Raw genomic sequence first — 23727 nt, 5'->3', positions numbered from 1 at the left:
TAGAATGGATCAGGGAAGTTGGTTGGACAGTCGCCGCGGAATTCGTTCCGGGGAGGAAAGTCCGGGCTCCACAGAGCAGGATGCCGGCTAACGGCCGGAGGTCGCGAGGCCATGGAAAGTGATACAGAGACTTAAACCGCCCAAGCATCCGGAAGGATGACGGCAAGGGTGAAAAGGTGCGGTAAGAGCGCACCGCGGAGGCGGCAACGCTGACGGCAAGTTAAACCCCATCCGGAGCAAGACCAAATAGGGAAGCATTGGCGTGGCTCGCGCCGCTTCCGGGTAGGTTGCTGGAGCCGTCAGGTAACTGGCGGCCTAGAGGAATGACTGTCCTAGACAGAACCCGGCTTACAGATCAACTTCCCCCCTCTTTTGTGTTCAGTGATCGGATTTCGTGGGAGGACTGCAACGCTCGCAGTCCTTTCCCGAGCAATGGGAACTGAAAAAAACACGACGTATGGAGTAAACGATGGCGGCGGCTACGATGGCCAGGGTGATCAGGGTATCCCACATGGTTATGCTCCTGTGAAGGCCAATGCAACATGATAGGTGATAAAAGCCGCTCCATAAGCCAGTCCGAAGAGATAGACGAGCATGAGAGAGGGGATTCGCCAAGAGCCTGTTTCGCGCCGTACCGCGCTCAAGGTGGCGACACATTGGGGGGCATAGACGTACCAGGCCAGTAAGGCCAGTGCAGTGGGTAAACTCCAGGAATGAGCCAGCACGGGCGCGAGCGCCTCGCTGACGCTGTTACCTCCTTCCCCGGAGAGGGAATAGACTGTACCCAGTGCCCCCACCGCCACTTCCCGTGCGACCATTCCTGGAATCAGCGCAATACAGATTTGCCAGTTGAATCCGATGGGGGAAAAAAATACCCCGAGGACTTGGCCGATCATGCCTGCAAAACTGTGGCGGATGGCAGGGCCGACCAGACCCGGGGGAGGGGGAGGGAAAGCGCTTAAAAACCAGATGACGATGGTGATGGGCAAAATGATGGTGCCTGTGCGCATGATGAACAGGGCTCCCCGTTCTACCAGACCCATGACCAGATTGCGCAGATTGGGCAAGCGGTAGGCAGGCAGTTCCATCATCAAGGCCTGGTAACGATGGCGGGCACGTTGTTTCATGATTAGGGCAACGCCCATGGCCGAAATGATTCCGGCACAGTAAAGAATGAACAAAACCACCCCTTGCAGGTTGAATAGACCCAGTACCGGACGATTGGGAATGAAGGCCGAAATCAGCAGTGCATAGACGGGAAGTCGAGCCGAACACGTCATCAGGGGTGCAATCAGGATGGTGGTCAGACGATCCCTTGGATTCTGAATGGTACGCGTGGCCATGATGCCGGGAATGGCGCAGGCGAAACTTGACAGGAGCGGGATGAAGGAGCGCCCGGACAGGCCGACGGTGCCCATGACGCGGTCCAGCAGGAAAGCCGCCCGAGGCAGATAGCCCGAGTCCTCCAAAGCCAGGATGAAGGCAAATAGGATCAGGATTTGGGGCAGAAACATCAGGACACTGCCGGCGCCATTCAGGACTCCATCGGCCAGAAGGCTACGCAGCAGGCCGGCGGGCAAGATTTGGTGTACCCAGTTCACGGCTATTCCCACCACTCCCTTGATCAGATCCATGGGAATGGTGGCCCAGGTAAAAACCGCCTGAAAAGTCAGGAACAGGACCAGGGCAAGAATGAGCATTCCCCACAAGGGGTGCATGACCACCCGATCGATGCGCTCGTTCCAGTGGTCATCGCGCTTCGACTCATCACAGGTCGCTGCCAGAATGGTGCGCACGCGCAACTGAATGGACTGTAGTTCCTGAGGGGTCGGATCTTTCCAGGGCACGGTTCTTGCAGGAACGGCGAAGGGCGTATTTTGGTCGATGAAGGCCACCAGACCGGCTGCCCCGCCACTGTCCACTGCGATGGTTTCCACCACAGGCAGATCGAGTTCGCGGGACAAGGCGGGAACATCGATGAGGATACCGTGGCTCCGTGCCAGATCCATCATGTTGAGGGCCAGAACCAGAGGGCGTCCCAGGCGTTTCAGTTCCAGTACCAGACGCAGGTGCAGACGCAGGTTGGTGGCATCTACCACGCAGACCAGCAATTCCGGCGGGGTTTCCTCCTGCAACTGACCCAGGACAGCCCGGCGTGTGATGGATTCATCGAGAGAGGTGGGGGTCAGGCTATAGGTGCCTGGCAAGTCCACGATTTGAATTCGCTTGCCCTGAGGTGAAGTGAGAGAACCTTCCTTGCGTTCCACGGTGACGCCCGCATAGTTAGCCACTTTCTGGTGGCTTCCCGTGAGTCGATTGAACAGGGCTGTTTTCCCGCAATTGGGAGCCCCAACCAGCGCAGCAACCGTGGAATGACTCATGCGTCGTCCCGGATGACCTTGATCGCTGCCGCTTCGGTTCGGCGCAAGGCGAATGTGGAATTTCCCACCCGTACGGCAATGGGGTCCCCGCTGGGGAAACCGCGCCGGATCACACGCAGATGCTCTCCAGGAATGAAGCCCAGTTCCACGAGGCGACGCACGCCCTCCTCGCCCAGACGGACATCTGCTCCCTCGTCCAGGCTGACCTGGGTAATGGTGCCGGATTCTCCAGGAGCCATATGGGTGACGCGAAAGATTCGGTTTTTCATGAATGCACAAACCCCCTATGGAGAGATTTTAAACGAGAATGCTTCCTATTTGCAAGTTCAGAGTCTGCCCTATAAAAAATGGTTCCCATCCTTCGGTTTTTTGAGGGGTTTCTCCCTTGACCCGCATCATTGCTTAGCCTATAGTGGCGAAAAGTAGGAATTAATGGGAATTTGTGGGGGGAACTTTTCCGGTTGGGGGGTATGTGTTCCAAGGGCCATCAGAAATCAGCCTGGATTCCAAAGGACGGCTAGCGATTCCCACGCGCTACCGCGAGATTCTTCGCGCCCAATCGGAAGGGCAGTTGGTGATTACAGCGCATCCTCATCGTTGCCTTCTCCTCTATCCTCGTCCCGCCTGGGAACCCATTCGGGATGCCATCATGAAAACTTCCGGTTTGGATCGTCAAACCACTTTGCTTCAGGGATTATTGGTGGGGCATGCCGACGATGTGGAAATGGACAGTGCCGGACGGGTATTGGTGTCGGCGGCCTTGCGTCGTTTTTCCCGCATAGAGCGAGAGGTAATGATGTTCGGACAGGGCAGTCACTTCAAATTGTGGGCACCGGCTGCCTGGGAAGAACAGTTTGCCGAAATCGAGCGTCTGGGGGCCGGCTTGGTGCCCGCTGGCCTGGAATCCCTTTCTTTCTGATCCTCATGGCCCAGTCATTCCATTCCGATATCCATCACAGTGTCCTGCTCCAGGAAGCGGTGCAGGCACTTGATTTGCGTCCGGAGGGTATTTATGTGGATGGTACCTTTGGGCGCGGAGGGCATAGTCAGCGCATTTTGCAGGAAATGGCTCCCACCGGCCAGATCGTGGCCCTGGATCGGGATCCGGCTGCCATTGCCGCAGGCCGACAAGCACTGCAGGATCCACGCATGATTTTGCGTCAAGCGCGCTTCTCTCAACTGGAAGAGGTCCTTCTCTCTTTGGGGATCACGGGGGTGGACGGGATCCTTCTGGATCTGGGTGTCTCTTCACCCCAACTGGATCAAGCCGAACGCGGATTCAGTTTCCGTCAGGAAGGTCCCCTCGATATGCGGATGGATCCGGGCGAAGGGATGACGGCTGCGACCTGGCTCAATCAGGTGGATGAAAAAGAACTGGCCGAGGTCATTCACAAACTGGGCGAAGAGCGCTTCGCCCGTCAGGTGGCCCGTGCCATCATTCAGGCCCGTGCCCAGCGACCACTGGAAACCACCCGTCAACTGGCTCAAATCGTGGCCACCGCCGTGCGCACGCGGGAAGTGGGGCAGGATCCGGCAACCCGAACATTTCAGGCGATTCGTCTGCACATCAACCGCGAACTGGATGAATTGGCGGCGGTACTTCCTCAGGCGCTGCGTGTATTGAAGAGCGGAGGGCGCCTGGTTATCATCAGTTTCCACTCCCTCGAAGACCGGTTGGTCAAACATTATTTTCAGGCCCATTCTCGTCCACCAGAAATTCCTCGGGGCATGGCCGTGCGCGAATCCGATCGGCCTCCACCGCTTTTGCGTTTGGTGGGGCGGGCTCAACGTGCCGGTCGTGCCGAGGTGGTTCGTAACCCCCGTAGCCGGAGTGCCATTCTGCGCGTTGCGGAAAGGACGGGCGCATGACACGACGCGATGTACTGCTCTTTCTGTTGGTTATGGTCCTGGCTCTGGGTGTGATTCAAAGCCAGCAAGAGACCCGCCGCCGGTATATCGATTTGCAACAGGAAAAGGACCGTCAGGTGCAGTTACAAACCGAGGACGATCAGTTGCAGATCGAGGAGGGCACACTTTCTGCCAGTCACCGCATTGAAGCCCATGCCCTGCATGAACTCGGCATGCAATTGCCTACCCCCGCCCAGAAACATTTGCTGGTGGTGGCTCCACTGGCCCGAGGTGAGACGCGGTGAAAATGCGTAAGGGGATTCCCAAGGTCGGGAAACTGGAAATTCGACTGGAACGCTGGCGTTCATTCCTGATCCAGGGGCTATTGTTGAGCGGTTTTCTGGTGCTGGGCGTGCGTGCCTTCTGGTTGCAGGGGATACATGCAAATTTTCTGCAACAGAAAGGTGAAGAGCGCTACAGTCGGATTCTGCCGATTCCTGCCAGTCGGGGCATCATTCGTGACCGCAATGGACAGGCTCTGGCCATCAGTATTCCCGCCGTATCGGTTTGGGCCAATCGAGAAGATCTTGAGATCGATGGGGCCCAACGCATCGCACTGGCCCACCTTCTAAACGAAAATCCTGTGGAAATTGCGCGCCGTTTGAAAGGTGAGGATGGGGTCGTGTACCTGAAACGGCAATTGCCGCTGGATGAGGCCCAGCGCGTGATGGATCTAAAGATCCCCGGAATCTATCTGCAGCATGGTTTTCATCGAGCCTATCCAAAATCCAGTGAAATGGCGCATCTCGTGGGCTTTACAGATGCGGATGACAAGGGTCAGGAAGGGGTGGAACTGACTTATCAGGCGCAACTCCAGGGATTGGCGGGCGCCCGTCGGGTGATTCGGGACCGGGCCGGGCATGTGATTGAAGATGTGGAAAACATTCGCTCGCCCCGTCAGGGACAAGATGTCTTGTTGAGCGTGGATGCGCGCATCCAGCACCTGGCCGCACGCGAACTTCATCGGGCTATTGAATCCAGTCACGCCAAGGCCGGGGCCATCGTGGTGCTGGACAGCCGTACCGGCGAGGTGCTGGCACTGGTCAACAGCCCTGACTATGATCCCAATCAACGGGGTGGCTTGTCAGGAACGGAATTACGCAACCGCGCCATTACAGATACCTATGAACCGGGTTCGACCATTAAACCTTTTACCATTGCAACCGCCTTGGAAGTCGGAAAAATTCGACCCGATACGGTGATTTCAACCCACGGAGGGGTGTTGGCCATTGGCAATCATCTGATTCATGATGATCATGTGGCCGAATCCTATACCGTCTCTGAAGTGATCGAACATTCCAGCAATGTGGGCGCCGCACGGATTGCCCTGGATTTGCCGCCGGTAAAGATGTGGGATCTCTTCACGGATGTGGGATTTGGCCAGAAACCTCGACTGGGCTTCCCCGGAGAGGCCGGGGGGCGGTTGCGTCCCTATCAGAACTGGAAGCCCATCGAACAGGCAACGATGGCCTTTGGCAATGGCATGAGCGTGAGTTTGGTACAGATGGCGCGGGCATATACCGTATTTCCCAATGATGGAATCTTGCGCCCTCTGTCCTTGATCAAGGTGAGTGCCCTTCCTTCAGGACGTCCGGTATTGTCTGTGCGCACGGCACGGGAAGTCACGGCCATGCTTGAAACCGTGGTGAGCGCAGAAGGAACGGCTCCTGAGGCACGGGTCGCAGGCTACCGGGTGGCGGGTAAGACGGGCACCGCCCATAAGGTCGTGGGGGGGCGGTATGTGAACAAGTATGTGGCATCTTTCATCGGTTTTGCGCCGGTTTCCGCACCGCGCATCGTGGTGGCTGTCATGATCGATGAACCCGCGGGGAGTCGTTACTATGGGGGACAGGTGGCGGCTCCGGTATTTTCTGCACTGACCGGCGAAATCATGCAACTTCTGGACATTCCCCCCGATGCGCCAGAGCCCCCCACCATAGCCGGTTCTCCCGCTGTAACCGGGGGCCACCATACATGATCCTCTCTAAAGAAACCGTGCAAAAAACGGGCCTGGACGGGAAGAATTTCGCCAGGCCCGAACCTATTTGGGTTGAGGGAATGCGTTGCCTGGACCTCTGTTCGGACAGTCGGCAGGTCCGCTCTGGAGGGACTTTTGTGGCGTATCCCGGAGAAGTTCGGGACGGGCGACGTTACATTCCGGAGGCCCTTGCGCGCGGCGCAGCCAATGTGCTGTGGGAAAGCGACTGTTTTGAATGGGATGAGGGATGGTCTGTCCCTCATCGGTCTGTATCGGGACTGCGGGGCAGGATCAGCACTCTGGCAGGACAACAATGGGGACACCCTTCCCGAGCGCTGCGGGTCATCGGGGTGACGGGGACCAATGGAAAAACCACCTGTAGTCACTGGTTGGCGCAACTACTGGAACGGCAGGGACATTCCAGCGCGGTAATCGGTACCTTGGGAAATGGTTTTCCAGGAAATCTGATGCCCACGACTCACACGACTCCCGACCCTATTCAGTTACAAGAGTGGTTGGCACGAGTACGGGGCCAGGGTGCGCAACATTGCATCATGGAAGTGTCGTCTCATGCGCTGGCGCAGGAGCGCGTGGCTGGAGTCACCTTCCGCGGAGCAATTTTTACCAATTTGACCCGGGATCATCTGGATTACCATGGGACGCTGGAGGCTTATGGGGAAGCCAAAGCACGCCTTTTTCGTGCATTTGATCTCAACTATGCCTTGCTCAACCTAGACGATCCGTTTGCGAAAATACTTTACGCGCAAGGGGGGGCTACGGACAGGGTGATCGGTTATACGCGCGGAACAGCACGAATAAATCTGGCGATCGAACAATTGGTGGCCAGTTCCGTCCATTGGACCCTTCAGGGAGTGAGTTTTGAACTTTCCAGTCCCTGGGGAAAAGCGCACATCGAGGCCCCCATTCTTGGGGACTATAACCTGTCCAATTTGCTCGCCGTATTGGGCGCGGCCTTGCTGGAAGGGATTCCTCTGGCGGCTTTGGTAGAATCCACTCCGCATCTGGTGGCTCCAGCAGGACGCATGCAAGGTTTTGGGGGGGGGGATCATCCGTGGGTGGTGGTGGATTATGCCCATACTCCCGACGCGCTGAGTCAAACACTGGAAACCTTGCGCAGTCGGGTAGCGCGGGGTGGAAAATTATGGGTGGTATTCGGTTGCGGGGGTGAACGGGATGAGGGTAAACGACCGTTGATGGGACGGGTGGCAGAACAGGGGGCAGAACGTGTGGTTCTGACCAGCGACAATCCGCGCGATGAAGATCCCCGGCACATTCTTCAGCAGATCAAAAAAGGAATGGAGGCTCCTGCTTTTCTCATTGAGGAAGATCGGGCCAAAGCCATTCAGAGTACGTTGAGCGCAGCCCGTTCGGGGGATGTCGTGTTGATCGCGGGGAAGGGGCATGAAACGGTACAGATTTTGGCACAGGGCGAAGCGAAGCCCTTCAGTGATGTGGAAATCGTACAGGCATGGCTTGGAGATCATTCATGAACTGGACGTGGCACGAGGTGGTTCATCTTCTGGGGGGGGTACCCAAGGGCGATAATCCGGAATTGTTGCGGATCACTACCGACAGTCGGGACTGTGGGCCAGGAGATCTGTTCATCGCCATCAAGGGTGAGTTTTTTGATGGGCACGATTTTTTGGGAGAAGTGAGAACTCGGGGTGTGGCTGGGGCCATTATCGAACGGGATGTGCCTGCAGTACAGGATTGGGACTGCTGCTGGCGGATGGATTCGACGCGTGCGGCATTGGCCCAACTGGCGCGCGCCCGGCGTCGCCAGATTAATCCGCGCGTGGTGGCAGTGACGGGAAGTAACGGCAAGACCACCGTCAAGGAAATGGTGGCGGCCATTCTCCGTGCTTCTGACCCCGCGGGTGCACAGGCCGTGTGGGCAACGCCGGGTAATTTCAATAATGACATCGGGTTGCCGTTGACTTTATTGGCCCTGCGTCCTGAACACCGCTGGGCCGTCATTGAAATGGGGATGAATCATGCCGGTGAAATAGCCCGGTTGACCCGGATCGCCGAACCGGAGGTGGCGGTGGTCACCAATATACAGCGTGCTCATCTGGGCCATTTGGGTTCATTGGCAGAGATCGCGCGGGCCAAGGGAGAAATATTTGAAGGGTTGGGTGTCACAGGAGTGGCCGTTCTTCCAGAAAACGGGCCTTATGGCACAGTGCTGCGAAGTGCGGCGGCCCCCCACGAAATGTTGACCTTTGGCTTTGAAGAGAAGGCGAGCGTGCGCGGCGAATCTGAGCGTGGATTGCTGCACATTCGTGGGTCAGCGGAATCCGTGACGGTACGTTTGCAAGTTCCTGGGCGACATAACCAGGAAAATGCCTTGGCGGCCACGGCGGTTGCCTTGGCGCTGGGGGTGAACATGGGGGCTGTGCAGCGAGGTCTGGAAAATTTTGCCGGCATGCCGGGGCGGTTGCAAAGCCGTTTTTCTTCCTTGGGTGCCCTCATTCTGGATGATACCTATAATGCCAACCCGGATTCGGTGCAAGCAGCTTTGGAAGTTTTGGCCCAGCGTCCGGGACGGCGGATTTTTGTGCTGGGGGATCTGGGTGAATTGGGCCCCGAGGGACCCGCGCTCCACGCCGAAGTAGGGCAATTGGCGCGTACTTTGGGGATCGATGAATTCTATACCCTGGGGAATCTGGCGCGGGAAGCCAGTTTGGCCTTTGGCCCCTCGGCCCGGCACGAAACCGAAACCCGGCACCTGATCCAGGTGCTTCGTCCTCAGCTGAATGCGGACACAGTGGTATTGGTCAAGGGATCGCGTTTCATGGGCATGGAAGCGGTGGTGGAGGGATTGATTCAATGAACATTTATCAGGAAAAGGACTCATGTTACTGGCATTGACCCACTGGTTGGCAGCCGGCGTGAGAGGGTTTCACGTATTCGAGTACCTGACACTCAGGGCAGTGCTGGCGACACTGACTTCCCTGGGGATATCCTTTCTGTTTGGACCCGCCATGATTCGTCAGTTGACGGCATACAAGATTGGACAGGCGGTGCGCAATGATGGGCCTCAGACCCATCTGGTCAAAAGCGGCACGCCGACCATGGGCGGCGCTTTGATTCTGGTGGCAATCTCTGTGACGACGGTACTCTGGGCAGATTTGACCAATCGTTACATCTGGTTGGTATTATTGACTTTACTGGGCTATGGAGCCGTGGGTTGGGTGGATGATTACCGCAAGGTGGTTCATCGAAACCCCAAAGGACTGTCTGCCAAAACCAAGTATTTCTGGCAGTCCCTTATTGCAGTGGTGGTTTCGGTTGCCTTGCTGAAAATGGCGACCACGCCCGCAGAGACACAACTCATCGTGCCCTTTTTCAAGACGGTGGCTTTGCCTCTGGGTGGGGCGGGGTTCGTGATCCTGACGTATTTTGTCATTGTGGGTACCAGCAATGCGGTCAATCTGACCGATGGTCTAGATGGTTTGGCCATACTTCCCACCGCCATGATTTCAGGGGCTTTGGCTATATTTGCCTACGTGGCCGGGAACAAGGTGTTTGCGGGTTACCTGGGCTTTCCCAGTATTCCGGGGGCAGGCGAATTGGTGATCTTCTGTGCTGCGATGACGGGAGCGGGACTGGGTTTTCTCTGGTTCAACGCCTATCCGGCCGAGGTTTTCATGGGGGATGTGGGTGCTCTGGCCCTGGGAGGGGCCCTGGGGTTGGTGGCGGTGATCGTACGACAGGAAATCGTGTTGTTCGTGATGGGTGGTGTGTTCGTATTGGAAACTCTGTCGGTGGTATTGCAGGTGGTATCCTTCAAATTGACGGGTACCCGTATTTTTCGTATGGCCCCCATCCATCATCATTTTGAACTGAAAGGCTGGAAGGAAAACCAGGTGGTGGTGCGTTTTTGGATCATTACCACCGTATTGGTTCTGGCTGGCCTTTCTACCCTCAAGATTCGCTGATCATGACGAAACCCTTTTACCCTTCTTTGATGCCTGCGGGACACCGGGTCCTGGTCCTGGGGTTGGGCGACACAGGTTGGGCCGCTGTGTGCTGGTTGGTACAGCAAGGATATGACGTACGCGTGGCGGATACGCGCATCCAGCCTCCCCATCGGCAGGTATTGGAAGAAACCTATCCGACCGTGGAGTTTATTGGCGGTCCCTGGCAGGACAGTTTGTTTCAGACGATGGATTGGGTGGTTATCAGCCCGGGAGTCGCGCTGGGTGATCCCCTGATTCATGGATGGCGTGCGCGTGGGATGTCTTTTCTGGGTGATGTGGAGGTGGCCGCCCGGGTGTTGGCGCGACATCCCCAGCGCCCCAAAATTCTGGCGGTTACAGGGTCCAACGGGAAAAGTACGGTGGTCTCCTTGTTAGGCGATATGGCTCGAACCCAGGGCTTGCGTACCATCGTGGCAGGGAATATTGGCGTTCCCTTGCTGGAGGTCCTGATGACCTCGCCCTGGCCCGAAGTATTGGTGCTGGAATTGTCCAGTTTCCAATTGGAAACCCTCGCTTCCCTGGCTCCGGACAGTGCCGTGGTCCTGAATGTGAGTGAGGATCACATGGATCGTTATCCGGACATGGCAACCTACGCTGCGATGAAAGCACGTATTTATCAGGGGTGTGAAAGCTCGGTGGGAAATCGTGAAGATCCCTGGGTGCAAGCCATGGTTTCAGCGGAGGCAATTACTTTTGGTCTGGATGCCCCCGTCAATACAGGGGATTGGGGGGTTGTCCTGCAAAACGGGGAGCGCTGGCTGGTACAGGGGAACCATCGGGTTCTGCGGCGTACCGAAGTGCCCCTGTGGGGGGAACATAATGTGGCCAATGTATTGGCGGCGTTGGCCATGGGGCAGGTCTTGGGCTGGGCGGTACCGGCCATGCTCACTGCCGTCAGGGAATTTCGGGGGTTGCCCCATCGAGTGGAATGGGTTGCCGAGGTGGCGGGGGTGCGTTTCTTTGATGATTCGAAAGGCACCAATGTGGGGGCTACTGTGGCTGCCTTGAAGGGCGTGGATGCGCCAGTGGTATTGATTGCAGGCGGGGATGGCAAGGGCCAGGATTTCTCTCCTCTCCGTCCGGCAGTGGCGACTCATGCCCGGGCGGTGGTTTTGATTGGACGGGATGGCATGAGGATTGATGAAGTGCTCGAAGGACTGGCCGTTCCGCGTATCTTTGCGGCAGATATGCAGGATGCCGTGCAGCGGGCCTTTGCCCTGGCACGGCCGGGAGAGAGCGTGTTGATGTCTCCGGCCTGTGCGAGTTTTGATATGTTTCGCAACTACCTCCATCGTGCGGAAGTTTTTTGTGCGGCAGTGCATGCTCTGGCTCAAAGCGGAGAGGAAAAACGGTTATGAAACGTTTTAATTTCCCCCTCGGAATCGCGGAACAGTCCGAGTTTGATCTGCCCCTCCTGTGGGCCATCATGACCTTGCTGGCATTCGGGTTGGTCATGGTGTATTCCGCCTCCATTGCCAGTGCGGAAGCCGATCGCCATCTGGGGTTTCGCTCCACATATTTTTTTGTTCGTCAGCTCTTCTATGTAGGCATCGCTCTTCTGGCGGGATGGGCTGCATTTCAGGTACCTCTGGAACGCTGGAAACAATATGCACTCCCGCTTTTCGGGGTGGGAGCACTGGGGTTGTTGCTCGTGCTGGTTCCTGGCGTAGGCAAGGAAGTCAATGGCAGTCGACGCTGGTTGTCCTTTCTGGGATTTAATGTTCAACCATCCGAATTCATGAAGTTTTTCGTACTTGTTTATGCGGCAGATTATACGGCTCGCAAGGCCGCAGTCATGCATGACCTCAAGAAAGTATTTTTGCCCATGTTGATCGTGATGTTTCTGGTGGGGTTACTCCTGCTCAAGGAGCCCGATTTTGGAGCCTTCGTGGTGATGATCGGGATTGCTGGCGCGATACTCTTTCTGGGGGGGTTTGACGGAAAATGGTTTGTATTTCTCATGGTTCTTTTGGCCATTTCTTTTGCTTTACTGATCGTCCTCTCTCCTTATCGTTTCAATCGGCTGATCTGGTTTTGGAATCCCTGGGCAGATCCTTTTGGCAAGGGTTATCAGTTGACGCACGCGTTGATCGCCTTTGGGCACGGGGGATTATGGGGGTTGGGGTTGGGCGCCAGTGTAGAAAAACAACTCTATCTGCCCGAGGCGCATACCGATTTCCTGATGGCAGTGATCGCTGAGGAACTGGGGTTTCTGGGGGTGCTGGTGACTTTGGGCTTGTTTTCTTTCCTGATCGCGCGGGCTTTTGTCATCGGCCGTCGTGCGGCTTCCATGGAACGTTATTTTGAAGCCTTGCTGGCGCAAGGTGTGGGGGTATGGTTTGCCCTGCAGAGTTTGGTCAATATGGGCGTCAATATGGGGCTACTGCCCACCAAGGGTTTGACCTTGCCTCTGCTCAGTTATGGGGGCAGCGGAATCATGGCCAATGTGGTGACGCTGGCAGTGCTTTTACGCATCGACCATGAGACTCGTCAAAAAATGATGCGACGCGGAGGTTCGCGATGAGTCGTTGCGCCTTGATCATGGCGGGGGGTACCGGGGGTCATGTTTTCCCAGCCCTGGCTCTGGCAGAACAGTTGCGGACCCAGGGGTGGCGCGTGGTCTGGCTTGGTACGGCACAGGGGATGGAAGTGCAGTGGGTCGGCGCATGCCACTTCCCCTTGGAAACCGTTGCGATGGGCGGGGTGCGGGGCAAGGGATGGGGACGACGCCTATGGACTCCTTTTATGGTGACGCGAGCTGTTTTGCAAAGCATGGGGGTTATCCTGCGTCAACGTCCCCATGTGGTGGTTGGATTCGGTGGCTATGTGGCCTTGCCGGGAGGGCTGGCGACAGTATTGCTGCGTCTGCCCCTGCTCATTCACGAACAGAATGCGGTGGCAGGTTTGACCAATCGCATCCTGGGGCGCTTGGCCCAAAAGGTTTTCGAAGGATTTCCCGGAGCCTTCCGGCAGCCATCGGCTCATCCCTTGACGCCTTGGTTGGGTTATCCCAAGGTCGTGGAAACAGTGGGCAACCCGGTGCGACGCAGGATCATCGATTTACCCGAACCCCGTCTGCGTTTTGCTTCACGCCAGGGTAATCTGCGGCTGCTGGTGCTGGGCGGCAGTCAGGGAGCCCAGGCCCTGAACCAGTGGATTCCCCGTGCACTGGCTTTGATTCCTCAGGCAGTACGTCCCATGGTGGTACATCAGGGCGGGGCGCGCCATCAGGCCGAATTGGAAGCCAATTATCGGGAAATGGGTGTGCAGGGGGATTTGCGTCCCTTCATCGAGGATATGGCAGCGGCCTACGCCGAGTGTGATTTGGTGATTTGTCGGGCGGGTGCCCTGACCTTGGCCGAGTTGACAGCTGCCGGCGTGGGGAGCGTGTTAGTGCCCTATCCGGCGGCAGTGGATGATCACCAGACAGTCAATGCACGTTTTCTGGAAAGTGCAGGAGCTGCCCGTCTGTGGCCCCAAAGCCAATTGGAGAACGCTGACCTGGCACAGTGGTTACAGGGCCAGACCCGCCTCCTGTTGCTGGGCATGGCAGAGGCAGCTCGTTGCCTCTTTCAGGGAGCGGCGGTGGCGCGTTTGAGCCAGGCCTGTGAGGAGATGGCCGAATGAGGCACCGAATTCAACACGTGCATTTTGTAGGAATTGGTGGCGCAGGCATGAGTGGCATTGCCGAAGTATTGCTCAATCTGGGGTATGAAGTGACGGGGAGCGATGCCCTCCAGAACCCGGCCACTCGTCGCCTCGCCGGATTGGGCGCACGGGTATGGTTGGGACATGATGCGGGACACATCGAGGGGGCGGATGTGGTGGTTACTTCCACCGCCGTCCTGCCGGACAATCCGGAATTGAAGGCGGCGCGGATGGCTCAGATTCCCGTGGTGCCGCGTGCGCTCATGCTTGCCGAACTGATGCGCTTGCGCAAAGGGATCGCAGTGGCCGGGACCCATGGCAAAACCACCACCACCAGTCTGGTGGCCAGTGTGTTGTCGGAAGCAGGGCTGGATCCTACCTTTGTGATTGGAGGAAAGTTGAACAGTTCTGGTACTCATGCGGCATTGGGAACCGGTGAGTTCATGGTGGTGGAAGCCGATGAATCCGATGGATCTTTTCTTCTGTTGCAACCGGTCATGGCGGTGGTTACCAATATTGATCAGGACCACATGGAAACCTATAACCATGATTTTGATCAGTTGCAGGCGGCCTTCCTGAAGTTCCTCGAACATTTGCCCTTTTATGGGTTGGCTGTGCTCTGTTTGGAGGATCCTGTGGTACGCGCTTTGGTGGGTCGGGTGGGTAGGCCGGTACGGACTTATGGATTTGGTGCGGAAGCCCAGATCCGAGCCGTGGATGTGCGCGCCGAGGCAGGAGGAATGCGTTTTGGAGTGGAACTGCGCCTGGCTCGGGACGGTACTCTGGAACGTCGTCTGGAGGTGACTCTGGCTTTGCCGGGGCGACACAATGTCCTGAATGCCCTGGCTGCCATTGCGGTGGCCATTGAAGTGAATGCGGCCTATCCGGCCATTGTGCGCGCCCTTGCTTCTTTCAAGGGGGTGGGGCGGCGTTTTCAACGCTATGGAGATCTGCCCCTGCCGCAGGGAGGCATCATTACGCTGGTGGATGACTATGGGCATCATCCGGCAGAAATGGCTGCTACTTTGGAAGCGGCACGGGGAGCCTTTCCGGGGCGACGTCTGGTATTGGCCTTCCAACCTCACCGTTATACCCGTACCCGCGATCGCTTTGCAGAATTTGTGAAAGTGCTGGGGGAAGTCGAACAGGTTGTTCTGGCTCCAGTTTATGGAGCGGGCGAAACGCCCATTCCGGGAATGGATTCTTCGGCTTTGGCACAGGCTCTGGCGCAGAAGGGCGTTGTGGTGGCCGCAGGGATGGACGTCATGGGGGATCGGGTGCTTGAGCAGGTATGTGCCGGAGATGTGGTGATTACCATGGGAGCGGGAAATATCAGTCAACTCCCCGGACAGTTATGTGAACGACTGGGGGAAGGAATGCACACATGATGCCGGCACATCAGGGGGATTCAGGTGAATTGCGGCGGAATGAACCCATGAGCCAACACGTCAGTTGGCGGGCCGGAGGGAGGGCCCGTCAATTCTATCGTCCCCGTCACCGGGAGGATTTTCTGGAATTTTTGCATGCCCGACCAGCGCAGGAATCCCTATTTTTGCTTGGGTTGGGCAGTAATCTGCTGGTGCGAGAAGGGGGAATCGATGCGACCGTGGTCCAAATGCATGGTGCGTTGAAAGAAGTGAAGTGGGAAGAAGGGTGCCTGAGGATAGAAGCCGGTGTTCCTGCCCCCAAGGTGGCTCGTCTCGCGGCCCGCGCTGGTTGCTCGGGCGCGGAGTTTTTGGCGGGGATACCGGGCACCATGGGGGGGGTTTTGGCCATGAATGCAGGATGTTATGGGGCAGAGATCTGGAACTTCGTGTGTCAGGTGGAAACCGTGGATCGACAGGGTGTGCTGCGCTGGCGAACCCCCGGTGATTATGACATTGGTTATCGTTCCGTGCGTCTCCGGGAGGAATGCCGGTTAGGCCCGGAAGAATGGTTTTTGTCCGTGTTGCTGCATTTTCCGGAAGGGGATGCTGAAACGGCCAGGACACGCATCCGTTCTTTGCTGGCGCAGCGGGTGGCTGACCAACCCCTGGAGTTTCCCAATGCCGGCTCGGTATTCCGTAATCCGGCAGGGGGTTACGCAGCGCGTCTCATCGAAGGTTGTGGTCTCAAGGGAAAACGTATCGGAGGAGCTGAAGTATCCCTGAAACATGCCAATTTCATTGTCAACCGGGGGCAGGCTACGGCAACGGATATAGAAATACTGATTGCGGAGATTCAATCCCGGATTCTGGCGGAAAAGGGGGTATGCCTGCATCCGGAAGTGCGCATCGTGGGAGAAAGGGCATGAATCAAAAAACGAGGAGATTGAGGTGGCCGTAAGCGGTATTTCCTGGGACAAGAACTCAGGGACAAAAAGGGAATTGAGAAACTCTGGTCGGCAAGGATCGTCCCAACGCCATTCCGCGCTGGAAACCCCGGGTTTTCTGGGGCGGGTACGGAGTTGGGTGGGCGCCCACTGGCGTGGGTGGGTGGCGGTGTGCCTCCTGCTGTTTTTCATTGCGGGGGTGAAAGTGGGCCTGCACTGGGTGATTCATCGTCCCTTTTTTCAGATTCAACACACGGTGATTCGTGGAAACCTGCATCAAGTCGACCCAGCGTTGGTTACCAAGGCCGCACAACGGGTTCAGGGGGATTTCTTTACGGTGGATCTGGGGGCGGCTGCGGCAGAATTGAAAACCATTCCCTGGGTACGGGTGGTTCATTTGCACAGGATCTGGCCCAATGCCCTGGAAGTGCAGGTGGAGGAACAAATCCCTGCCGCTTATTGGGGGGATGAGGGACTGCTCAATATTTTCGGCGAGCCCTTTGTGGCGGACTATCTGGGGGAGCTGCCCCATCTTTCCGGACCGCGCGAGGCGGGTCCGGAAATGCTCCAGGCCCTGAATAGATTCAATCGCGATCTTGAACCCCTGGGACGGTCTGTGGCAGGCCTGGTGCTGAGCGAACGGGGCGCCTGGACCTTAACGCTGGATGACGGTTCCCATTGGTTGTTGGGACGTGATCCCGACGCAGCACGCTGGCAACGCTTTTTGAAGGCATGGCCTGAATTGCATCAAAATGGCGTGATCCCTGCAGGGGGCACTGTGGATTTGCGTTATGCCAATGGATTTACGGTGCGCGGTCCAAGACCCGTGTCAAAAGAGGACTGAGAAATGTTGACGACACATCGTGAAAACCGTTCTCTGATCGTGGCTCTGGACGTGGGTACCTCAAAAATTGTTGCGGTGGTGGCTGAGATCAATCCGGAGGAAACAGCGTACGAAATCATTGGATTCGGACAAGTACCTTCCAAGGGTTTGCGCCGTGGCGTGGTCGTGGATATCGAGTTGGCCGTCCAATCCATTCAGCGTGTGCTTGAAGAGGCCGAATTGATGGCCAATGTCAAAATTCGGGAAGTCATCACCGGAATTGCGGGAAGTCATGTCAGAAGCAAGAACAGTCATGGGATGGTGGCGATCCAGAACAAGGAAGTGACTCCGGGAGATGTGGAACGGGTCCTGGAAACGGCACGGGCGGTGAATATTCCTAACGATGAACAGGTATTGCATGTTTTAACCCAGGAATTCATCATCGACGGCCAGGAAGATGTGCGCGAACCGGTGGGAATGAGTGGATTGCGCATGGAAGTACGCGTGCACATCATCACGGGATCGGTCTCCGCCACTCAGAACATTATGCGGTGTATCCGGCGTTGTGGGCTGGAGGTGAGTGAATTGATCCTGCAGCCCCTGGCTTCTGCCCGGTCTGTGGTGACTTCCGATGAAAAGGATCTGGGGGTCTGTCTGGTGGACATCGGAGGCGGAACCACGGATATCGCGGTATTCGTCAAGGGAGCCATTCGCCATACTGCGGTGATTCCTTTGGGAGGAGACCAGATCACCAGCGATATTGCCATGGCTCTGCGCACCCCCCTGGCGGCGGCAGAGGAGATCAAAATTCAGCAGGGGTGTGCCTTGCGTCAACTGGTGGAAGGCGATCAAAAGGTGGCTGTTCCTGGGGTAGGAGAACGGGGGATGCGTCAGATGGCGCGTCAGACACTGGTAGAAGTGATCGAACCGCGGGTGGAAGAGATGTTTTCCCTGGTGCTGACCGAGTTACGTACCAGTCGGCAGTTGGACCTGATTCCCTCCGGAGTGGTGCTGACGGGGGGGAGTAGTGCCCTGGAAGGAATGCTGGAATTGGGGGAAGAGATTTTTCATGTCCCCGTGCGGTTGGGTGTGCCTTTTTATCGCGGACCGTTGGCGGATGTGGTGCGTAAGCCCCAGTTTGCCACGGTCATGGGATTGTTGGCTTTTGGCTTTGAGGAACACCAGAAGGCGCGGGGGGGGCGATCCAGCCTTCTGACGCTGGGGTATTCCTGGGAACGAATCAAGCACTGGTTCAAAAGTTCATTTTGAGTGGTGGAGTTGGGTACAATCTGTGGAGAGAGGTGAATCATGGCAAACTTTGAAATTCAGGAATGTCCAATGTTGGATGCGGTAATCAAGGTAATCGGCGTGGGGGGGTGCGGAGGAAATGCCGTGGCCCATATGGTGGAACAGGGGGTATCCGGGGTCGAATTCATTGCCATGAATACCGACAGTCAGGCACTGCGACGCAGTCGTGCGACCCATCAGGTGCAACTGGGTGAAACTCTTACCAAGGGACTGGGTGCCGGGGCAAATCCTGACGTGGGACGGCAGGCGGCTCTGGCGGATCGTGAACGGATCGCGGAAATGGTGTCCGGTGCAGATATGCTTTTCATCACGGCGGGAATGGGCGGCGGGACCGGAACCGGAGCTGCGCCTATCGTGGCTGAAATTGCTCGTGAAATGGGAATATTAACAGTGGCTGTGGTGACCAAACCTTTCGAGTTCGAAGGGCGACGGATGAAGTCAGCCCTCGAAGGAATCGAGCAGTTATCCCAGTATGTCGATTCGCTGATCATCATTCCCAACGAGAAATTGCTGCAGGTATTGGGCAATGAAGTGAGCATGCTGGAAGCTTATCATGCCGCCAATGATGTCCTTCAGGGGGCCGTGGCCGGGATTGCGGAAGTGATCAATTGTCCGGGTATGGTTAACGTGGATTTTGCCGATGTGCGTACGGTTATGTCGGAAATGGGGGTGGCCATGATGGGCTCCGCCAAGGTTGGAGGTATCGATCGGGCAAATATGGCTGCTCAACAGGCCATTGCCAGTCCCTTGCTGGAAGATGTGAACCTGACCGGAGCGCGGGGTGTACTGGTGAATATCACGGCCAGTGCCAGCATGAAACTGAAGGAAGTTCATGATGTCATGAATACGATCCGTTCCTTTACGGCTGAGGATGCGACGGTGATCTTTGGCAGTGTGGTGGATGAAACGATGGGTGACGAACTGCGGGTCACCATTGTGGCAACGGGATTGGGTGGGAGTGCGCGGCGGGCACAGAAGCCATTGACCGTGGTTCGGACGGGAACGGACAATGCGCCGCTGATTTTGGGGCAGGAAGGAACCCACGCCTCCGTGATTCGCACCGCCCGCAATAGCCATAACGTTGTGGAAGCCATGCGCGAAAATGGTGTGGATCTCTATGATATCCCGGCATTTCTCCGGAAGCAGGCAGATTAATCAGAATAGAAACGTTTATACTGGAAGCATGGGACAACAGCGTACACTCAAGTCTTCTGTCCGGACCAGCGGCGTAGGGCTCCACACGGGAGTCAAGGTGGAAATCAACCTCTGTCCGGCGGGTGTGGACCAGGGCATTCGTTTCATTCGGACCGATTTGCCTGGGCGGCCCGAGGTTCCTGCCCTGGCGGATTTTGTGACGGATACCCGTCTTTCCACCCTGATCGAGCAGGGCGAGGCCAAGGTCAGTACGGTGGAACATTTGATGTCCGCGCTGGCTGGTTTGGGCGTGGACAATGCCCGGGTGGAAATTTCAGGGCCGGAAGTGCCCATTCTGGATGGGAGTTCGGCGCCTTTCGTCTTTTTGTTGCAATCCACCGGATTGGTGGAGCAGTCTGCGCCCCGTCGTTATATCCGGATTCTCGAACCGGTGGAAGTAGTGCAGGGCGACAAGGTGGCACGTTTTGAACCCTATGATGGGTTTCGCGTTACCTATGAGGGGCATTTCGATCATCCTGCCATTACCGCGACGGGGTCCTCCGTGACTGTCGATTTTACGCACACCTCTTACGTTCGTGAGGTGGCGCGGGCACGAACTTTCGGATTTACGCGCGAAGTGGAGTATCTGCGTCACCAAGGGTTGGCGCTGGGAGGAAGCATGGACAATGCCATCGTGATGGATGAATTTCGGGTGCTCAACGCAGATGGTCTGCGTTATGCCGATGAGTTTTTGAGGCACAAGATACTGGATGCAGTGGGCGATCTTTATCTGCTGGGGCATCCGCTGATTGGGTCGTTCACCGGTTTCAAATCGGGACACGCGTTGAATAATCTGGCAGCACGTGCCCTGTGGTCGCAACGTTCGGCCTGGACTTGGGTGACCCTGGCCCCAGGACAACAGGCCCCTTCCTCTTTCATAGAACCTTTGCCGCAGATTCAGCCCTCCTTTTGAGGACGGCCACGCTGGCGGAGGAGGGAATGAATGGCGTTTTGCAAGGGGGAGGGCGTCAATACCTCGGCCAGTTCTTCAAATTCCTGCAAGGTACGCACCGTGAGATCCTGCGTAGGGGATGAGGGAAAGCGAGTAACGGTGGGACGCAGGGTAACTTTCAGTGTGGGGGAGGGTGCGAGTCCCAGTTTGGCGACCAGTGAGGGGCCGAGTTGCCGTAAGCGTGCGGCTACCGCATTGAGGGAAGTTTCAACGCGGAGCACAGCTCCTTCATCTTCCAGACGGGTAATGTAGGCCAAATTTTTCAATTCCTGGGGAAGGCACCGTTGAAAACGGCTATTCAGTTCCCGGATTTGTTCGATCTTTGGCAGGTAAGGCGCCAAGCCTTCTTGTTGGTTCAAAACATGTGATAGGGACAAAAAAGGCATGACCAGGTCGTGCTCACTTGAAAGAGTCATCTCAAACCCCCGTAGTTTACCCTGATTTGGTCTCACTCTCTGGTAGAATCATGGTTTTACCGTCTGCCCGCGCGCCATGTTGACCTCCGTCCTCAAAAAGATTTTCGGCAGTCGTAATGAACGTCTGCTTAAACAATATCGCAAGATTGTCACACGCATCAATGCACTGGAGAGCAATACACAGGGGTGGGATGATGCGACCCTACAGAGGGCGACGGAAGATTTTCGCCAGCGACTGAAGGCGGGGGAAACGCTCGATGCCCTTTTGCCAGAGGCTTTTGCGGTGGTGAGAGAGGCCTCGCGCCGAGTTCTGGGAATGCGCCATTTTGATGTGCAACTTCTTGGGGGGTTGGCGCTACATTATGGAAAGATTGCAGAAATGCGTACCGGGGAAGGAAAAACCCTGGTGTCTACCTTACCTGCCTACCTCAATGCATTGACGGGGAAGGGCGTCCATGTGGTCACCGTGAATGATTATCTGGCCCGTCGCGATGCAGAATGGATGGGGCGTATTCACCGTTTTCTGGGGTTGTCTGTCGGGGTCAACCTGTCTCAAATGAGTCATGACGACAAGGTGACGGCCTATGCTGCCGACATTACCTATGGGACCAATAATGAATTTGGTTTCGACTATTTGCGCGACAACATGGTGTCCCAAGTGGGTGAGAGGGTACAGCGTTCACTACATTTTGCCATTGTGGACGAAGTGGATTCGATTCTGATCGACGAGGCTCGCACCCCCCTGATCATCTCCGGGCAATCCGAAGACAATACCACGCTGTATCTGCAAATCAATCAATTGATTCCGGAATTGCAACCGCAGGCCACGGAAGAAGGGGAAGGGGATTATTGGGTCGATCTCAAGGCGCATTCGGTCACCCTTTCGGAGCAGGGCCACGAGCGAGCAGAAAATCTGCTGGGCGAGGCCGGACTGTTGCCGGATGGCGCCAGTTTGTACGATCCCGCCCATATTTTGCTCATGCATCATGTGTACGCCGGATTGCGTGCCCACGCCCTGTACCATCGCGATCAGCACTACGTGGTCCAGAACGGAGAAGTCGTGATCGTGGACGAATTCACGGGGCGCATGATGCCGGGGCGCCGTTGGTCCGAAGGAATCCATCAGGCCATTGAAGCCAAGGAGCAGGTGGATATTCAGAATGAATCTCAAACTCTGGCTTCCATTACTTTTCAGAATTATTTCCGACTCTACGAGAAATTGGCGGGAATGACTGGGACAGCCGATACCGAGGCTTTCGAATTCCAGCATATCTATGGCCTGGAAACCGTTTTGATTCCGCCGCACCGTGTGCTCAAACGGCAGGACCGGATGGACCAGGTGTTTCGCAGTGGACGGGAAAAGTTTCAGGCCATTGTGGCGGATGTGCGGGACTGTCATCAACGGGGTCAGCCGGTCTTGGTGGGGACGACCTCCATCGAGGCTTCTGAACTGGTTTCCCGGATGTTGCAACAAGAAAAATTGCCCCATCAGGTGCTGAATGCCAAGCATCATGCCCGGGAAGCCGAAATCGTGGCGCAAGCGGGGCAACCCGGCATGATTACCATTGCGACCAATATGGCAGGGCGAGGAACGGATATCGTGTTGGGGGGAAATCCGGAAGAGGACCAACAACGCATCGAGCAGGATCCTGATTTGACGCTGGAACAACGTCAGGAAAAACAGGTTCTGCTCACGGCCGAATGGAAAGTGCGGCACGAGCAGGTGGTCAGTTTGGGCGGTTTGCACATCATAGGAACCGAACGGCATGAATCCCGGCGTATCGATAACCAGTTGCGCGGGCGTTCGGGAAGGCAGGGAGACCCTGGGTCCAGTCGTTTCTATCTGTCTCTGGAAGATCCGCTTTTGAAAATATTTGCTTCTGATCGGGTGGCCGCCATCATGGACCGATTGAAAATGCCCGAGGGAGAAGCCATTGAACACCCTTGGGTGACTCGTGCCATCGAAAATGCCCAGCGCAAGGTGGAAGCCCGCAATTTTGATGTGCGCAAGCAGTTGCTCGAGTACGATGATGTGGCCAATGATCAGCGCAAGGTTATCTATGGCCAGCGCAAGGAATTGCTGGAAGCCCAGGATATCGCTTCGACTATCCAGGCCATGCGTCAGGATGTACTGGCTATCGAAGTGGCTCGTGCCTTGCCGCCCGATGCGCCGGAGGAAGTTTGGGATATGGAGGGGTTACAACATGCGCTGCGGGAATTTTCCCTTGATTGTCCGATCCGGGATTGGTTGAGCGCAGAGCCCACCCTTAACGATGCGCAAGTGCTGAGCAGAGTTCAGAACATGGCGGAAACGGCTTATCAAAACAAGATTGCGCCCATCGAACCGGGGCTTTGGCACGGTTATGAGCGGGCCGTCATGTTGCAGGTCCTCGATTCCCATTGGCGTGAACATCTGGCCGCCCTCGATCACTTGCGTCAGGGAATACACCTGCGCGGTTATGCCCAGAAGAACCCCAAGCAGGAATACAAGCGTGAAGCATTTGAACTGTTTGGTCTGATGCTCGATGCCATCAAGCGCGAAGTGACCAGGGCGCTTTGTCGCGTGGAAATCACCACCTCGGAAGCGGTGGCGGAGGCCACCGAGCGAGTGGTGGAAGAGGATGAACCGGGACAGGTCAGTTATCAACATGGCGCACTGGCGGTGGGTGACTCTGAAGAGGCGATGGACGAACCCCCTGAAAAGCGTGTGCTCTCCGCAGAAGCAAGAATGCGGGTGGGACGCAATGATCCTTGTCCCTGTGGGTCTGGTAAAAAATACAAGCACTGTCACGGTAGATTGTGAG

21 protein-coding genes and 1 other RNA gene are annotated in these 23727 nt (G+C 56.5%); 18 read left to right on the top strand and 4 right to left on the bottom strand.

The annotated features are described in order from the left end of the window. The first annotated feature begins 14 nt into the window (after positions 1-14). An RNA gene (gene rnpB / locus HO274_RS06925) (RNase P RNA component class A) lies at positions 15-367 on the top strand. A gap of 11 nt (positions 368-378) precedes the next feature. On the opposite strand, the gene HO274_RS06920 is transcribed toward rnpB, so the two are convergent. From HO274_RS06920 to HO274_RS06910, 3 genes are read right to left on the bottom strand one after another with little or no spacing between them, the layout of a single operon-like run. After that, positions 379-513: a hypothetical protein gene (locus HO274_RS06920; protein ID WP_273118003.1), complete on the bottom strand. Its 135-nt coding sequence runs from the start codon at positions 511-513 to the stop codon at positions 379-381. Positions 514-515: 2 nt separating this feature from the next. After that, positions 516-2381: a ferrous iron transporter B gene (feoB, locus tag HO274_RS06915; protein ID WP_031597757.1), complete on the bottom strand. Its 1866-nt coding sequence runs from the start codon at positions 2379-2381 to the stop codon at positions 516-518. Further along, positions 2378-2650: a FeoA family protein gene (locus HO274_RS06910; protein ID WP_035417588.1), complete on the bottom strand. Its 273-nt coding sequence runs from the start codon at positions 2648-2650 to the stop codon at positions 2378-2380. The genes feoB and HO274_RS06910 overlap by 4 nt, the downstream gene beginning before the upstream one ends. 203 nt (positions 2651-2853) lie before the next feature. Between HO274_RS06910 and mraZ the strand changes: the two genes are divergently transcribed. The 16 genes from mraZ to lpxC all read left to right on the top strand — a co-directional run bounded on the left by mraZ (position 2854) and on the right by lpxC (position 20468). Beyond that, positions 2854-3300: a division/cell wall cluster transcriptional repressor MraZ gene (gene mraZ, locus HO274_RS06905; protein WP_031597758.1), complete on the top strand. Its 447-nt coding sequence runs from the start codon at positions 2854-2856 to the stop codon at positions 3298-3300. Between the two features lie 5 nt (positions 3301-3305). Continuing rightward, positions 3306-4250 (top strand): 16S rRNA (cytosine(1402)-N(4))-methyltransferase RsmH, encoded by a 945-nt coding sequence (rsmH, locus tag HO274_RS06900; RefSeq protein ID WP_273117998.1) that lies wholly within the window; start codon positions 3306-3308, stop codon positions 4248-4250. After that, the gene (gene ftsL, locus HO274_RS06895) at positions 4247-4534 is read left to right on the top strand and encodes a cell division protein FtsL (RefSeq protein WP_031597760.1); all 288 of its coding nucleotides are present in this window, start codon (positions 4247-4249) and stop codon (positions 4532-4534) included. The genes rsmH and ftsL overlap by 4 nt, the downstream gene beginning before the upstream one ends. Before the next feature lie 2 nt (positions 4535-4536). Continuing rightward, positions 4537-6267 carry a peptidoglycan D,D-transpeptidase FtsI family protein gene (locus HO274_RS06890; RefSeq protein WP_273117995.1) on the top strand — a complete coding sequence of 577 codons (1731 nt, stop codon included), beginning with the start codon at positions 4537-4539 and terminating at the stop codon, positions 6265-6267. Continuing rightward, on the top strand, positions 6264-7778 hold the full coding sequence (locus HO274_RS06885; RefSeq protein ID WP_273117992.1) for a UDP-N-acetylmuramoyl-L-alanyl-D-glutamate--2,6-diaminopimelate ligase: 1515 nt from the start codon (positions 6264-6266) through the stop codon (positions 7776-7778). The genes HO274_RS06890 and HO274_RS06885 overlap by 4 nt, the downstream gene beginning before the upstream one ends. Continuing rightward, entirely contained in the window at positions 7775-9121 is a 1347-nt protein-coding gene (locus HO274_RS06880) for a UDP-N-acetylmuramoyl-tripeptide--D-alanyl-D-alanine ligase (RefSeq protein WP_273117991.1), read from the top strand. Before HO274_RS06885 ends, HO274_RS06880 begins: the two co-directional genes overlap by 4 nt. Positions 9122-9143: 22 nt before the next feature. Further along, a complete protein-coding gene (mraY, locus tag HO274_RS06875) occupies positions 9144-10229 on the top strand; it encodes a phospho-N-acetylmuramoyl-pentapeptide-transferase (protein ID WP_031597764.1) in 1086 nt (361 codons plus the stop codon). Positions 10230-10231: 2 nt separating this feature from the next. After that, complete coding sequence (gene murD / locus HO274_RS06870; RefSeq protein WP_273117987.1) at positions 10232-11629, top strand: UDP-N-acetylmuramoyl-L-alanine--D-glutamate ligase; 1398 nt, start codon at positions 10232-10234, stop codon at positions 11627-11629. Further along, positions 11626-12795 carry a putative lipid II flippase FtsW gene (gene ftsW / locus HO274_RS06865; protein WP_031597766.1) on the top strand — a complete coding sequence of 390 codons (1170 nt, stop codon included), beginning with the start codon at positions 11626-11628 and terminating at the stop codon, positions 12793-12795. Before murD ends, ftsW begins: the two co-directional genes overlap by 4 nt. Further along, positions 12792-13898, top strand: a complete 1107-nt coding sequence (gene murG, locus HO274_RS06860; RefSeq protein WP_156472671.1) for an undecaprenyldiphospho-muramoylpentapeptide beta-N-acetylglucosaminyltransferase — start codon at positions 12792-12794, stop codon at positions 13896-13898. Before ftsW ends, murG begins: the two co-directional genes overlap by 4 nt. Then, a complete protein-coding gene (gene murC / locus HO274_RS06855; protein WP_273117982.1) occupies positions 13895-15307 on the top strand; it encodes a UDP-N-acetylmuramate--L-alanine ligase in 1413 nt (470 codons plus the stop codon). Before murG ends, murC begins: the two co-directional genes overlap by 4 nt. After that, entirely contained in the window at positions 15304-16212 is a 909-nt protein-coding gene (gene murB, locus HO274_RS06850) for a UDP-N-acetylmuramate dehydrogenase (RefSeq protein WP_273117980.1), read from the top strand. Before murC ends, murB begins: the two co-directional genes overlap by 4 nt. A 73-nt stretch (positions 16213-16285) precedes the next feature. Further along, positions 16286-17074, top strand: coding sequence for a cell division protein FtsQ/DivIB (locus tag HO274_RS06845; RefSeq protein ID WP_273117976.1), 789 nt, complete (start codon positions 16286-16288; stop codon positions 17072-17074). A 3-nt stretch (positions 17075-17077) separates the two neighbouring features. Then, positions 17078-18322, top strand: a complete 1245-nt coding sequence (gene ftsA, locus HO274_RS06840) for a cell division protein FtsA (protein ID WP_031597771.1) — start codon at positions 17078-17080, stop codon at positions 18320-18322. 39 nt (positions 18323-18361) lie between these two features. Next, entirely contained in the window at positions 18362-19516 is a 1155-nt protein-coding gene (ftsZ, locus tag HO274_RS06835) for a cell division protein FtsZ (protein WP_035417592.1), read from the top strand. 28 nt (positions 19517-19544) lie between these two features. Then, a complete protein-coding gene (lpxC, locus tag HO274_RS06830; protein ID WP_031597773.1) occupies positions 19545-20468 on the top strand; it encodes a UDP-3-O-acyl-N-acetylglucosamine deacetylase in 924 nt (307 codons plus the stop codon). Here lpxC and HO274_RS06825 read toward each other — a convergent pair. Next, on the bottom strand, positions 20453-20923 hold the full coding sequence (locus HO274_RS06825; protein WP_273117969.1) for a DciA family protein: 471 nt from the start codon (positions 20921-20923) through the stop codon (positions 20453-20455). The two genes, lpxC and HO274_RS06825, sit on opposite strands and share 16 nt — an antisense overlap. A 76-nt stretch (positions 20924-20999) precedes the next feature. On the opposite strand from HO274_RS06825, the gene secA reads away from it, so the two are divergent. Further along, positions 21000-23726, top strand: a complete 2727-nt coding sequence (secA, locus tag HO274_RS06820; protein WP_273117966.1) for a preprotein translocase subunit SecA — start codon at positions 21000-21002, stop codon at positions 23724-23726. Position 23727: the final 1 nt, after the last annotated feature.

Origin of the sequence: Ferrovum myxofaciens, assembly GCF_013181415.1 — a bacterium.
Classification (GTDB): domain Bacteria; phylum Pseudomonadota; class Gammaproteobacteria; order Burkholderiales; family Ferrovaceae; genus Ferrovum; species Ferrovum myxofaciens.
Note: the sequence above shows the minus strand (reverse complement) of the source record. Positions and strands in the feature narration are given on the sequence as shown.